This is a genomic window from Mycobacterium sp. pUA109 (assembly GCF_041287095.1).
Classification (GTDB): Bacteria; Actinomycetota; Actinomycetes; order Mycobacteriales; family Mycobacteriaceae; genus Mycobacterium.
In genome coordinates, this window is sequence record NZ_JBGGKS010000001.1 from 155,917 (window position 1) to 168,517 (window position 12,601).

At 69.1% G+C, this 12,601-nt stretch carries 13 protein-coding genes; 9 read left to right on the forward strand and 4 right to left on the reverse strand.

The window, feature by feature from the left end:
* Positions 1 to 14 precede the first annotated feature (14 nt).
* Positions 15 to 1,301, forward strand: coding sequence for a primosomal protein (locus ACAG26_RS00795; RefSeq protein WP_370478159.1), 1,287 nt, complete (start codon positions 15 to 17; stop codon positions 1,299 to 1,301).
* A gap of 6 nt (positions 1,302 to 1,307) precedes the next feature.
* On the opposite strand, the gene ACAG26_RS00800 is transcribed toward ACAG26_RS00795, so the two are convergent.
* Positions 1,308 to 4,523 (reverse strand): HEAT repeat domain-containing protein, encoded by a 3,216-nt coding sequence (locus ACAG26_RS00800; protein ID WP_370478161.1) that lies wholly within the window; start codon positions 4,521 to 4,523, stop codon positions 1,308 to 1,310.
* 103 nt (positions 4,524 to 4,626) lie between these two features.
* Between ACAG26_RS00800 and ACAG26_RS00805 the strand changes: the two genes are divergently transcribed.
* From ACAG26_RS00805 to ACAG26_RS00835, 7 genes are all read left to right on the forward strand, one after another.
* Complete coding sequence (locus ACAG26_RS00805; RefSeq protein WP_370478163.1) at positions 4,627 to 5,394, forward strand: class I SAM-dependent methyltransferase; 768 nt, start codon at positions 4,627 to 4,629, stop codon at positions 5,392 to 5,394.
* Between the two features lie 327 nt (positions 5,395 to 5,721).
* Complete coding sequence (locus ACAG26_RS00810) at positions 5,722 to 6,159, forward strand: DUF4189 domain-containing protein (protein ID WP_370478166.1); 438 nt, start codon at positions 5,722 to 5,724, stop codon at positions 6,157 to 6,159.
* A 68-nt stretch (positions 6,160 to 6,227) separates the two neighbouring features.
* Positions 6,228 to 6,548 (forward strand): helix-turn-helix transcriptional regulator, encoded by a 321-nt coding sequence (locus ACAG26_RS00815; protein ID WP_370478168.1) that lies wholly within the window; start codon positions 6,228 to 6,230, stop codon positions 6,546 to 6,548.
* Position 6,549: 1 nt separating this feature from the next.
* Positions 6,550 to 7,056 (forward strand): hypothetical protein, encoded by a 507-nt coding sequence (locus ACAG26_RS00820; RefSeq protein WP_370478170.1) that lies wholly within the window; start codon positions 6,550 to 6,552, stop codon positions 7,054 to 7,056.
* Positions 7,057 to 7,193: 137 nt separating this feature from the next.
* Positions 7,194 to 7,781, forward strand: a complete 588-nt coding sequence (locus ACAG26_RS00825) for a TetR/AcrR family transcriptional regulator (protein ID WP_370478173.1) — start codon at positions 7,194 to 7,196, stop codon at positions 7,779 to 7,781.
* On the forward strand, positions 7,765 to 8,676 hold the full coding sequence (locus ACAG26_RS00830; RefSeq protein WP_370478175.1) for a hypothetical protein: 912 nt from the start codon (positions 7,765 to 7,767) through the stop codon (positions 8,674 to 8,676). The genes ACAG26_RS00825 and ACAG26_RS00830 overlap by 17 nt, the downstream gene beginning before the upstream one ends.
* A 68-nt stretch (positions 8,677 to 8,744) precedes the next feature.
* The gene (locus tag ACAG26_RS00835; protein ID WP_370478177.1) at positions 8,745 to 9,380 is read left to right on the forward strand and encodes an OsmC-related (seleno)protein; all 636 of its coding nucleotides are present in this window, start codon (positions 8,745 to 8,747) and stop codon (positions 9,378 to 9,380) included.
* 14 nt (positions 9,381 to 9,394) lie between these two features.
* Here the strand turns inward: ACAG26_RS00835 and ACAG26_RS00840 are convergent, their stop codons facing one another.
* The 3 genes from ACAG26_RS00840 to ACAG26_RS00850 are packed head-to-tail and all read right to left on the reverse strand — an operon-like array spanning position 9,395 to position 11,549.
* The gene (locus ACAG26_RS00840) at positions 9,395 to 10,081 is read right to left on the reverse strand and encodes a GntR family transcriptional regulator (protein ID WP_370478180.1); all 687 of its coding nucleotides are present in this window, start codon (positions 10,079 to 10,081) and stop codon (positions 9,395 to 9,397) included.
* Entirely contained in the window at positions 10,078 to 10,794 is a 717-nt protein-coding gene (locus tag ACAG26_RS00845) for a maleate cis-trans isomerase (RefSeq protein ID WP_370478182.1), read from the reverse strand. The genes ACAG26_RS00840 and ACAG26_RS00845 overlap by 4 nt, the downstream gene beginning before the upstream one ends.
* A complete protein-coding gene (locus ACAG26_RS00850; RefSeq protein WP_370478794.1) occupies positions 10,791 to 11,549 on the reverse strand; it encodes an Asp/Glu/hydantoin racemase in 759 nt (252 codons plus the stop codon). The genes ACAG26_RS00845 and ACAG26_RS00850 overlap by 4 nt, the downstream gene beginning before the upstream one ends.
* Before the next feature lie 63 nt (positions 11,550 to 11,612).
* Here ACAG26_RS00850 and ACAG26_RS00855 point away from each other — a divergent pair, with 63 nt between their 5' ends.
* Positions 11,613 to 12,593, forward strand: coding sequence for a D-2-hydroxyacid dehydrogenase (locus ACAG26_RS00855; protein WP_370478184.1), 981 nt, complete (start codon positions 11,613 to 11,615; stop codon positions 12,591 to 12,593).
* The last annotated feature ends 8 nt before the right edge of the window (positions 12,594 to 12,601 follow it).

Consider the following 12,601-nt stretch of genomic DNA (forward strand, 5'->3'; position numbering starts at 1 on the left):
TTATTCTGTGCCGCATGGCTGCTGACCTCGTGCCCATTCGATTGGGCCTGACCGCTGGTGACCGCTACACGCTGTGGGCGCCGCGCTGGCGTGATTCAGGCGATGAGTGGGAGGCGTTCCTCGGCAAGGAGGAGGACCTCTACGTCTTCGAGACGGCGGCCGACCTGGTGGCGTTCGTGCGCACCAACACCGACCACGACCTGGCCGACCACCCCGGCTGGGCGGGCCTGACCGAGGCCAACGCGCACAAACTGGATCCGGCCGAGCGCAACCAATTCGACCTCGTCACCGTCGAGGAGTTGGTGGCCGACAACCCCACCAAGAAGTCGGTGCGGACCCTGGCGAACACGCTGGCGGTGGTCGCGTCGATCGGGTCGGTGTGCGAGCTGTCCGCGGTGACAAAGTTCTTCAACGGCAACCCCACGCTGGGCACCGTGACCGGCGGCATCGAGCACTTCAAGGGCAAGGCCGGTCGCAAGCGCTGGTATGTGATCGGCGAGATCATCGCGCGCAACTGGGACAACGTGCTCAGCGCCCTCGACGACGTCATCACCACCCCCGACGTCGACGAGGCGGCGTCGCGCCGCGCCGCCGACGAGCTGGCCGAAGAGCCCCCCGAAGAGGACGAGGCGATCGAGGAGTCGGCCGCCGAGGACGGCGACGAGGCGGCGGCCGACGCCGAGGAGTCCGACGAGCCGGCCGAGGACTCCGACGCCGCACCCGCCCGCGCCACCAGCGTGGTGCTCGGCAGCGACGCGGATTTCTGGGCGAAGGTGGGCATCGACCCGATCCGGATCATGACCGGCGCCGGGACCCTCTACACGCTGCGGTGCTACTTCGACGACCAGCCGATCTTCCTGGGCCGCAACGGCCGGATCAGCGTGTTCAGCTCCGAACGCACGCTGGCGCGATACCTGGCCGACGAGCATGACCATGACCTGTCCGACCTGAGCACCTACGACGACATCCGCACCGCGGCCACTGACGGTTCGCTGGCGGTGGACATCACCGACGACAACGTCTACGTGCTGACCGGGCTGGCCGATGACCTCGCCGACGGGCCGGACGCGGTGGACCGCGATCAGCTTGAGCTGGCCGTCGAACTGCTCCGCGATGTCGGTACCTACGCCGAGGACGACATTGTCGATAAAGCGCTGGATCCCGACCGTCCGCTGGGCAACCTGGTCGCCCACGTGCTGGACCCCGAAGCGCCCGGCACGGTGAAGGCGCCGTTTGCCTCGGCGGTCAAGGCGTGGGAGGAACTCGAGCGGTTCGTGGAGTCGCGGCTGCGGCGCGAATAACACCGCCTATTCGGTGGAATCCTCCAGCGGCAGGGTGAACTGCGCGGCCGCGGCGACCAGCGGCGCGTGGTCGCGTCGGTAGCCGCGCAACCGGTCCAACCTCGCCGCGCTCCAGCCGCCGGGCAGCGCGGCCGCTGCGACCAGCGCCGCCAGCGCCAGCCGACGCATCCGATCGTCGGCGTGCGACGCCAGCCGCGTTTCAAGGGCCTCCAGGTCGGCGCGATCCGACCGCCGCGTCCACGATCCGACCGCGGCGATGCCCGCCGCCACCGCGTCGGCGTGCCACTCACCGGAGGCGGCCAAATCGTCGAGCAGGCCAGCGAACTGGTGCCAGGCCAACACCTGCCCGGCCAGCTGCAGGCGGAGGTGGACCGCCATCGGATCGTCGGCCAGCACGCCGAGTATCGCGTGCGCGATCGGCCGCAGCCGGGCGTGCTGACCGGGTAGGGCGGTGAGCAGGGCCTGCACAGTCGCCACCAGCGCGCGGCGGTTGGGCAGCGCGTCCCGGATGCCGGCCGCGATGCGGGCGGCATCCGGTGGGCGGCAGATGGTGAACAATGCGACGGCGGCCGCGTGCTGTTCGGCCGGCGCGTCGGCGGTCAGCGACGACAGCAGGCCGGGCAGCAGGGCCTGCTCGCGATCCGGTGGCGGCAGGTCAATGCAGCGCTGCAAAACCGGCATCCGCACCGCCGGGTCGGGGTGGGCCAGTACCCGAGCCAGCAGCGCGGCCAGGCGCCGCTGCGCCGGGTCCGACAGCCGGTCGGCGGGAATCCGCACCACGGCGGCCATCAGCACCGGGTCGGCGGAGTCGACGGCGCGATCCACGATCTCCCACGCGTGCGGGCGATCCAGATGGCGCCACAGCGCGCGCAGCAGGGCCACCCGCACATCGCGCGGCAGCGAGCGCCCGTCGAGCCGCTGTAGGACCCGGAACGCGTCCTCGCCCGGGAGGTCGCCGAGCAGCCGGGCGCACTCCTTGGCGACCGTGATCTTGTCCAGCGGCACCGTCTGCAGCAGCCGCAGGGCGCGGGTCACCGGCAGGGCCAACACGGTACGGCGCAGTGCGTAGATGGCGATGCGGGACCGCTCGTCGGCCAGCGCCTCCAGCAATGCCGGGACCCCTTGCCCGGCGTCCAGCTTGCCCAGCGCGCGCAGCGCCGCCTCTTGAACCCCGGGTCGCGCATCGCGTGCCAGCTCGCTCAGCCGCGTCGGCGCCACCGCCGGCAGCGCCGCCAGTTGCGTCATCGCGCGCAGCACGGTGGGGATGTCGCGGGGGTCCGCGGTGACCTGGGTGAGCTCATCCAGCGTGGCGGCGAATTCCCGCTGCTGCGTCGGCGTCCACCGGAAAAACCCGCGGCTCAGCGGCAGAACGTAGCGGGTGTGGCCGGTGGCGAACCGGCCCTGGTAGGCGCGGCGGCCCAGCAACGGCGTCAGCAGGTCCTGCCGGCGGCGGTGCAGGAATTCCAGCACCGGGGTTTGGGTGACCCAGCTGGGGTCGTCGCGGATCAGCGCCGGGATCAGCGTGGTGAACTCGACGCGGTGGTGCTGGGCCAGCAGCGACAGGATCGCCGCGGCGACCCACTGCCGCTTCGTGTCTTGCAGCAGCCGCACCAGCATCGCGATCAGCTCCGGGAAGCGGCTCAGGCGCCGGCCCAGGGTTCGCGCCAGGGCCAGCAGTTGCGGTTCGCGTTCCCGCGCTTGCCATGTCGCGAGCACCGGGGTCAGGGCCGGGGCGAGACGGCGCAGCTGAGCATCGGTCAGTTCGTGTTCCGGCAACACGAGTTGGCCGTATTCGCCGGCGAACGTCACCAACCAGCCGAGGCTCCAGTCCAGGTGGAAGGGCAGCAGGGCCCGGACCAGCGTCTGCGCGTAACTCGCCGTGCCGTGGGACAGATCCGCGGCCGACAATGCGTCGCGCAGGATCTGGGCCAGATCCGGCAGGTGCTCGGGTTTCCAACTGCTGGGCGGAAGTTGAGCCAACCCCGCAAATACCGCGCAGCGCACCGGATCCTGTTCGTACCGCCGGTCGCGCAGCGCGGTCAGCAGCTCGCCCAGCCGCGCCCGCTGGAAGCGGACCGCCCCGATCAGCGCCTGCAGGGCCGCCGACCGCAGCTCGGCGTCCGGGTGGTTGAGGAAGGGATCCGCGACGCGGCGCGCCTGCGCCCAGGGCACGAACGCGGCATAGCTCAACCGGAACGCGGGATGCGTTGCCAGGGCGGGTAAATCCAGGTGGCGGCGCCCCTCGGCCTCCCGCAGGTCCCGCGGCAGGGCTGCGACCAGTTTCGGGTCCGCGCAGCCGTCCTCACCACGCCACAGCCGACCGCAGTACCGATAGATTTCGCTGCGCCGTTCGGCGGGCAGCCGGGGAAACCAGAAGGTCGGCCACGGCAGCGTGCCCGGTTGCTGCTCCAGCAGCGCCAGCAGCCGCGGGTTGTCGAGACGGTGAGCGCGCGCGGCAAGGCTGATCGACGCTGGCTCCTCCAATCCCAGCAGGAGGTCGGCCACCTCGACCGGTCGGCGCAGCGCCAGCATCGTCCAGCCGGGTGAGCGGACCGACCCGTGGCGGATCAGCCACTGCGCGAGCTGAACGCCCCGATCCGGGGACCACTTGGCCAGGATCGGCAATGCGGTGTTGGCCTCCCACAGCAGCTGCAGGTCCGGCTGCTCGGAGGTCTCCGTCAGCCGCTGAACGGTCAGATCCGGGTGGCGGCGGGCCAGCCGCTCCCAGAATGTCGCGCCGCCGCCGCGTCGGGCGGTCTCGAAGTGTTCGGCCACCACCGCCGGGGAGCCGAACGGGAGCAACGGCCCGAGCGCGTGCGGGTCGGCGCCCGCCAGCGCGTCCAAGAACCCGTCGATGACGGTCAGCCGACCCCGTCGGCGCAGCCCGCGCAGCAACGCTAGGCGTAGGTCAGCCCGAAGCCCCTGCAGCACTTCGATGATTGGCTCGTCGTCGCTGTAGGCGGCGACCAGCTTGACCGCGCGGCCGCTGATCGTGCGCGACGGATCGTGGAGCGCTGCCAGCGCCTGGCTGCCGTCTTTGCTGCCGTAGCAGCTGTGCAGGGCGAGCAGCCTCTCGAAGAAGCCGCCGGCGCTAAGGGCGGCGATCAGGCCGGCGGCGTGTGGGCTGCTCGTCGCCTCGCGCCCCAACTCGACCATGCGGCGCATCCGCTCATCGTGGTTGAGCGGTTCCAGCGTCTCGAGTAGGTGGTCGACGTCGGTCAAGGTGTTTGCTCCCCCGCTAGCCCCAGTCGCAATATTCTCTCAGGGCGACCGCCGCCCACTGGGCAGTAATTCGGTTCCACGCCCGGCAACGAAGGTCTCACTGATGGAGCAGGCTCATTACGACCGGACCGGGCGGACCTACGCGCGGACCAGGCAACCGGATCCCCGCATTGCCGCGGCGATCCACCACGCGTTGCACGGGATGGGATCGGTGGCCAACATTGGCGCCGGAGCGGGTGCCTACGAACCGCCGCAAACGGTGCTCGCCATCGAACCCAGCCGCGTGATGATCGCCCAGCGCCCACCGCATGCGGCGCCCGCGGTGCAAGCGACGGCCGAACAGTTGCCGATCCGAATGAACGCGGTGGATGCGGCGCTCGCGGTTTTGACCATTCACCACTGGGCCGACCTCAATCGGGGTATTGCCGAACTGATCCGGGTCGCCCGCCGCCGCATCGTGATCCTCACCTGGGACCACACCGTCATTCGGGAATTCTGGCTGCTGCGTGAATACCTGCCGGCCGCCGCGGAAACCGATGCACGGCTGGCCGTGCCCCTGGACCGGCTGCGCTCGCTGCTTCCCGTCGAACATGCGGTCCACCCGATCCCGGTCCCGCATGACTGCGTCGACGGCTTCGGCGGCGCCTACTGGCGTCGACCGCACGCCTACCTTGACGAGACCGTGCAAGCCGGCATGTCGATGCTGGCCCTCACGCCGCAACACCAACTGCGGCCGGGACTCACCCGACTGCGCGACGACCTGGTCTCCGGTGCGTGGGTGGCCCAGCACGCTGACCTGCTCGATGAGGCGGCACTCGACCTCGGGTATCGCCTGGTGACCGCGGCACCAACCACCGAGCCCGGCCAATAGGCGCAAATTACTGCGCCGATATGCATCACCAAAACAGCAGTTCGGCCGGTCGCAACCGGCCCAAACGGGGGAACGGAAGCCAAGTTGGGTTTTTGAAAAACCCGGCCCAGCGCCGACCGGCCGGGGTTAAGCTGCGGGCTGCCTGTGAATTTGAAAGGGGGTGTCAACGCGGCGGCGGGACATACCGCTGCCGAGCAGGTGAGCATCCCCCTTAGCCGGTGTAGCCAGTCGCGCACCGAGCTCAATCCCCATCGATTTCGACCACTGCCGTGCCCCCGGCATGAGAAAGGAATCACTATGGTAGCGACCAGTTTTCGTAGACGCGTCATGATCCCTGCGGCCGTCGGCGCCGCCGCGGCAGCAATGGCTGTCGTCATTGCTCCCACCGCGTACGCCGACGAGGACTGGGGAGCGATTGCGGTCTCGCCCGACGGCCAGGCCGTCGGCGTAGCCACCGATAAGCCGAACCAGTATCTTGCCGACCAGGCTGCGACCAACGACTGTCAGCAAAACACCCCCAGCTGTAACGTGTTGATTTCCTTCAAGTCCCCGGACTGCGGTGCGGTCGTCAAAAACGGCGATCACTACTTCGGAGACAGCGGCGCCACGCAGCAGGAGGCGGAACAAAATGCGACGAACCAGAGTCCCGGCGCCACCGTGCTGAAGTCCGCCTGCAACGGGGCGGCACCCGAGAATGAAGGCTCGTCGACCGCCACCACACCGACGACAGCCACGACCACGACGGCTCCGGCGCCCGGCGGCTGAGCCGTCCGCCTCGCCCAACCACCCGGCGTGACCGGCGTCGGATATAGCAGAACTGTTATATTGGACGGGTGAGTTCCTACGGCGGGGACCTGGTCCGGGAGGCCCGCCGTCGCGCCGGGCTTAGCCAAGCCGAACTGGCGGCGCGGGCGGACACCGCCCAGCCCGCGATCGCGCGGTGGGAAGCCGGTCGCACCGCGATCAGCCTCGATGATGTGTTCCGCCTGGTTCGCCTGTGCGGTTTCGACCTGGACCTGATGCTGGTACCGCGCGACGACAGCGACTGGGCGCAGGCGGCGCGGCTCGCCGGCCTTACCGGCCAGGAGCGGCTGGATCGGCACGCGCGGCTGGCGCGGCAGTTGCGCGGGCTGCGACAAGCCCGGCGAGCCTGAGGTGGAACTCGATCTCCCCCGCCTCTTTGCGGCGCTCGACCGCCACCGGGTCGCCTACGTTCTCATCGGCGGCCTGGCGGCGGTGTACCACGGATCGCCGTTCCCGACCGAAGACGCCGATATCACTCCGCAGAGCGGACGAGCCAACCTCGTTCGCGTGGCGGCGGCACTCGATGAGCTCAACGCACGCAGCCGGACCGAATCCGCGTCCGGCGGACTTCCGTTCGCGTGCAACGCCGATGCGCTGGCGAGCGCCACCACCTGGAATCTGACCACCGACGCCGGGGACCTCGACGTGGCCTTCGAGCCAGCCGGCACCCGCGGCTATGCGGATCTGCGCCGCGATGCGAGACCTGTTGCGCTGTACGGCGTCACCGTGCGAGTGGCCGCGCTGGCCGATGTCATCCGCTCCAAGCAGGCGGCGAACCGACCCAAGGACCGGCGGGTGCTTCCCACGCTGCGCGAGATCCTGACGCGGCAGCGCCCGACGACCGAGTCGGAACGCTAGTTCAGCCCCCCGGCGCGCTCGTGCGCCGGTGCAACAGTCCGCGCACCGCATCGTCCATGCGCATCTCGATGAGGCATAGCGCGAGCGCCTCGTGGCCATTAATTGACTAAACGTTTAATCAACGTTATGGTGGCGTGATGACTACCCGGCAAGAGCAGGCCCAACGGCGTCGCGCGCAGCTCATCGACGCTGCGTTGGTCGTGTTTGCCCGCAAGGGTGTTGACGGGACCTCGGTCAAAGACATTGCCCAGGCCGCGGCCGTGACGCCCGGGCTGCTGTACCACTACTTCGACAGCAAAGAAGACCTGGTCGCGGCCGTGCTTGAAGAGCGCGGCTTCCTTCCGCAGTTGCGCGCGTTGCTGAGTGAGCGCGCCGATCAACCGGCGAGTGTGGTCTTGCCCCAGCTGATTCGGGCATTCGACGAAACCCTTGCCGCCAACGCCGATGTGGTGTCGGTGTTCTTCTCGGCTAGCCACGCCGACGCGGCGTTGCGCGACTTCGTCGCAACCGGGCAAAACGTACTGCAGTCCTATCTGAAATCACGTGCCAAGGCCGGTGAACTCCGGCCCGAGCTGATCGAGGCCGCCGCCAACACACTTTTCGCGGCGGTGGCGATCGGACACAAGACCGGCCGGCGGGTCAACGTCGACGAGCTCATTCAACTCGTCCTGAACGGGTTGGCTACGCAATCACCTTTGGAGGCTCACCATGTCGTATCTGTATAGCGATCACCAGCGCGCCCTCGGGCCCTTGCTGTATGGCGATCGCGGGGCTGGGCTCGACGCGCCGCGCCAGGCTGCCGCGTTGCCCCGCTTCGATGCACCGCGCATGGTGCCGCTGCACAAGCCGGTGGCTGAACTGACCGTCGGGCTGCTGGTCAGCCTGGGGGCACGGGCCCCCGGACAGGAACCACTGCAGCGCACCAATGACCTGTCCTACCGCCTCATCCCACGCACCGTGCCCAGCGACCAGATCGTGTTCGACCACGCCACCCCGGCACGCTTCTGGGCCGACGAGGACCTCAACGTGGCCTTCCCCCGCGACCGCCTGGCCGAACTGGAAGCCGACGGCACCATCGGTGCGCTAGCGCCCGAGGCGGTCAGCATCCTGGGCTCCATCACCAAATGGGACCAGCTGGCCACCGACACCGCGCCTCGCATCCACGACGAATTCCGCCGCCAGAACGTCGATCTGGTGCTCGTGGTGCCGTTCTGCCCGCAATGCCACCAGGCCACCGCGGTACTGGCGCGCGCGTTGGAAGCCGGCGGACTGCCCACCTTGATGCTGTCCACCCTGCGCGATATCTCCGAGGCCTACCAGCCGCCCCGCACCGCACTGGTCGACTACCCCATCGGCGCACCTTGCGGACGCGTCGGCGACCCCGACCACCAGCGCGCCACGCTGCGCGCCGCGCTGGGCTGTCCACTGGATACCACCACACCCGTGCTGCACACCGTCGATCTGCCCTATCAGGCCGACGGCGGGCGAGACTGGATCGAAGCCACCCAGGCGGCCTATCGCGCCGACATCGGCAACGTTCAACAGAACCTGAGACTGCACGCCGGCTCCGCATCCCTGGCGGGACAGGAAAAAGACTTCACCATCCGATGCAACTGCTAACCGGCCGGGCCGCAGACTCCACAGTCCGCTGCCCTGGACAGCTACCGCCGATGAGAAGGGAAGTAATTATGACCACCGACACCCAAGCACCGCTGGTGACCCGGCTCAAAGAACCAGACGTGGCCCTGCCCAGGCTCGCGGGCACCCCAAATACCGTGGAGAACAAGAAGAAGCCGGTCTTTCACTTCCCGGTCAAGGTTTCGCTGAAAACCGACGAGGGACTGCGCAAGTACGCGGACGTCAAGCCGGGGGTCAAGGGTTACGGTGCCTACCAGCTCTGGTCCGATGAGGGCACCGGCCTTCCGCCCGGCGCCGACAGCGCTCCCGCACCGCTGGTGTACTTCGCCGCGGGAGCGGCATTCTGTCTCGTCAGTCATCTGACGAACCTCGCCGATGACCGCAAGCTCGACGTGCGCAACATCGAAGTGGAAAGCGAACTGTCCTTCGGCTACGTCAAGGGCGAAGCAGGTCAGCGAGGAGTCTGCCTAGGCCTGCGCTACCTGGTCGACATCGACTCCGATGCACCGCAGGAACAGCTGCGTCAACTCATTCAGGAAGCCAAGGGGATGTGTCTGGCCGAGGCCGCCCTGGCAGAGCCCGTCAAAATCCAGACGCTGCTCGCCGTCAAGGGAGACGTGGTCGATCCCGACGTCGCAGTCCAGGGCGGCGAGATGAAACACGCCTTCCCCACAGCGTCAAGCTAGCGAGTGAGCACGCTTTAGCCCGCCGGCACGCTGGTGCGCCGGGCCAGCAGCCGGCGCACCGCGTCGTCCATGTGCTCCTCGATGAGGCGCAGCGCGCGCACTTCGTCGCCGGCGCCGATAGCATCGCGCAGCGCGCGGTGCTCGGCCACCTGCTCGTGCAGGTCGCCGTAGGCGTGGTGCAGTTCACCGAGCAGCATCCGGGTTTCCAGCAGCAGGGTCCGCATCGCCCGGGACAGCCGCGGACTGTCGGCGCAGTCGATCAGCACCTCGTGGAACTGCTGATCGGCGTCGGCGACCGCGGCGGCGTCCCCGCGTTGCGCGGCGGCGGCCATCGCAGCGATGGGCGCCTGCAGCCGGGCCCCGGCGACCCGGGCGTCGCCGCCCAGGATCTCGCCGATCGCGGCCCGTTCGATGGCCTTGCGGGCCCGGTACACGTCGTGCACATCGGTTTCGGTGAGCTCGATGACGAAGATGCCGCGGTGCCGTTCGCTGCGCAGCAACCCCTCGGCCACCAAGCGTTGCATCGCCTCCCGCAACGGGCCGCGGGACACGGCGAACTGCGCGGCCAGGCTGGCCTCGCCGAGCTGGTCACCGGGGGCGAGTTGACCGCGGGTGATCGCCTCGCGCAGCCGGTCGGCGATCAACTCGGCGGTCGACTGCCTACGGAGCGGCTCGAACGCCGCCGGCTGCGATAGCGTCATCGTTCATCCCGAAAGAGCGCACCCAACCCGGCGGCCCGGCGGGGCAGCCCAGCGATGCGCAAACCTTCCCACACCGTGACCGCGTTCGCGGTCAGCACCGGCTTACCCAGCACCCGCTCCAGCGTCTCGACCTGGGCCACGGTGTGCATCGCGGTGTCGGGGATCAGCAGCGCATCGGCGCCGGGGTCGTCGTTGGCGGCCGCCAGCGCGGCCACCTGCTCCGGGCTCAGGCGCCCGACCTCCGCGGCGGTGTCGATCCCGGCGTTACCCATCGACGTGACGTTGACGTCGTGTGCGGCAAGGAAGTTCACGAACAGCTCGGCGATGTCGTGCGGGTAGCTGGCCGCCACGGCGACCCGCGCGCAACCCAACTCCGCCAACGCGTGCACGAACGCGAACGAGGTGCTCGAGGCGGGCACCCCGGCGGTGGCGGCCAGCCGCGCCACCTGATCGGCGGCACCGTCGGGCCCGTAGACGAAGCTGCCCGACGTGCACGCCCACACCACCGCGGCCGGCCGCTGCGGCGCCAGCAGCGCCGCCCCCTCGGCCAGCCGGGCCGGGCTGCCCAGATCCAGCAGTTCGGGCACCGCGTGCAGATCCGTGCCGTAGATGTGCACCACCGCCAGCTCCACCCCGAGCCGCGCGGCCGCCCACGGGTAGTCGGACTCCGCGGCGTGGTCGGGGTAGATAAAACCAACGCGGCCGACGGTCATCGCTTGGCTCCGGCGAACACGTCGCGCAGCCAGCGGCCCGGACCCATCATCGGCAGATCCATCCGGCCCAGGCACGCCCACATGGTCAGTTGATTGGCGGTCAGAATCGGTTTGCCGAGCATGTTCTCCAGGGGGTCGACGATATCGTAGGTGCGCAGGTTGGTGCAGCTGACGAAGATGGCCTGGGCGTCGGGGTGATCGGCGGCCACGATCCGTTCCGCCACCGTGCGGTAGTTCACTTTCCAGATGCCACCGCCCAGCCCGAGGTAATCCGACCGCAGCACCGTCACACCCAGCTGCCCCAAGAAGGTGTGCAACAGCTCGGTGAGTTCTTCGTCGTAGGGCGTGATCACGCAGATCCGTGAAATCTCCAAGGCGATGACGGCCTCGGCCAGCGCGCCCGAGGTGGTCACCGCCGCCGGGGCACCGGCCGCTTCGATCGCGGCGACCAGCGTCTTCTCGTATTCGACACCGTTGACGAAGCTGCCCGAGGCACACAGGTAGGCAACGACTTCCGGCTCCACGTGCAGCACGTCGCGGGTCGCCGCTTCCAGGTGATGGGTGTTGGAGACCAACTCGGCCATCAGCCGGCTCACCGGCACCGGTTCATAGTGAGTGCGGGCCAAGTGCAGCGACACCTCCGCCGGAATCCACCGCCACAGTTCGCGTTCGATCGCCAAATCGAAGGGGGCGATGATGCCGATACCGCGCTGGTCACCAGGCCCGTCGAACTCTGGTAGCGACGACAGATCCATGGGTGGCCCCACACTCACGTAGTTCCACTCCAGGCCAGCCCCTGGATTGTTGACAATCATACGATGCGTTTTTACGGTGTCAATGTGGGCGCGCGTTCGGTCGTCACGATTCAGCATGGCGAGTCCATCCCCGCCCAGCTCTCCACGATCAGCGATGACGCTGAACTGCGGATGGTGCCCTCTCCCCGCCTGGCCGAGGCGCTGCCCGGCGCCGACGTGCTGTTTGTCTACGACTTCTCTTCGCCGGCACTGCGATCCGCCTGGCCGGCCGCCGATGCGCTGCGCTGGGTGCAGGTAGCCTCCGTCGGCGTGGATGCGGTGCTGTTCGACGGGCTGATCGATTCCGAGGTGATCCTGACCAATTCCCGCGGGATCTTCGAGGAGCCGATCGCCGAATACGTGCTGGGCCAGATCCTGGCGTTCGCCAAGGACTTTCACCGGTCGATGCGCGCTCAAGAGGCGCAGCGCTGGCAGCACTTCGAATCCGAGCCGATCGCCGGCAAGTCCGCCACGATCGTGGGCACCGGGCCGGTCGGGCGGGCGATCGCGCGCCTGCTGACCGCGGCGGGGATGCGGGTGCGCGGGGTGGGGCGCCGCGCGCGCACCGACCCCGACTTCGGCGAGATCGGCGCCGACCTGCTCGCGGCGCTCGCCGACACCGACTACGCGGTGCTGGCCGCGCCGTTGACGGCGCAGACCCGCGGCATGATGAACGCCGACGCGCTGGCCGCCCTGCCGCCGCGGGCCCGGCTGATCAACGTTGGCCGCGGCGAACTGGTGGTCACCGACGCCCTGGTGGCGGCGCTGCAGGCCGGGCGGCTGGCCGGGGCGGCGCTCGACGTCGTCGACCCCGAACCGCTGCCCCCCGGCCATCCGCTGTGGACCGCCCCGAACGTGCGGCTGACCCCGCACAACAGCGGCGACGTGGCGGGCTGGACCGATCAACTGCAACAGCAGTTCATCGCCAACTTCCGGCGCTACGTCTCCGGCCTGCCGCTGCACAACGTCGTCGACAAGCACCGCGGATACGCACCGACGGGCTGAGGAGCCGT

What these genes read in the sequence shown, in the direction of transcription:
- ACAG26_RS00795 (WP_370478159.1), top strand. Translation starts at nt 15, where the DNA reads ATGGCTGCTGACCTCGTGCCCATTCGATTGGGCCTGACCGCTGGTGAC.
- ACAG26_RS00805 (WP_370478163.1), top strand. Translation starts at nt 4,627, where the DNA reads ATGGAGCAGGCTCATTACGACCGGACCGGGCGGACCTACGCGCGGACC.
- ACAG26_RS00810 (WP_370478166.1), top strand. Translation starts at nt 5,722, where the DNA reads ATGATCCCTGCGGCCGTCGGCGCCGCCGCGGCAGCAATGGCTGTCGTC.
- ACAG26_RS00825 (WP_370478173.1), top strand. Translation starts at nt 7,194, where the DNA reads ATGACTACCCGGCAAGAGCAGGCCCAACGGCGTCGCGCGCAGCTCATC.
- ACAG26_RS00830 (WP_370478175.1), top strand. Translation starts at nt 7,765, where the DNA reads ATGTCGTATCTGTATAGCGATCACCAGCGCGCCCTCGGGCCCTTGCTG.
- ACAG26_RS00835 (WP_370478177.1), top strand. Translation starts at nt 8,745, where the DNA reads ATGACCACCGACACCCAAGCACCGCTGGTGACCCGGCTCAAAGAACCA.
- ACAG26_RS00840 (WP_370478180.1), bottom strand. Translation starts at nt 10,081, where the DNA reads ATGACGCTATCGCAGCCGGCGGCGTTCGAGCCGCTCCGTAGGCAGTCG.
- ACAG26_RS00845 (WP_370478182.1), bottom strand. Translation starts at nt 10,794, where the DNA reads ATGACCGTCGGCCGCGTTGGTTTTATCTACCCCGACCACGCCGCGGAG.
- ACAG26_RS00850 (WP_370478794.1), bottom strand. Translation starts at nt 11,549, where the DNA reads ATGGATCTGTCGTCGCTACCAGAGTTCGACGGGCCTGGTGACCAGCGC.
- ACAG26_RS00855 (WP_370478184.1), top strand. Translation starts at nt 11,613, where the DNA reads ATGCGTTTTTACGGTGTCAATGTGGGCGCGCGTTCGGTCGTCACGATT.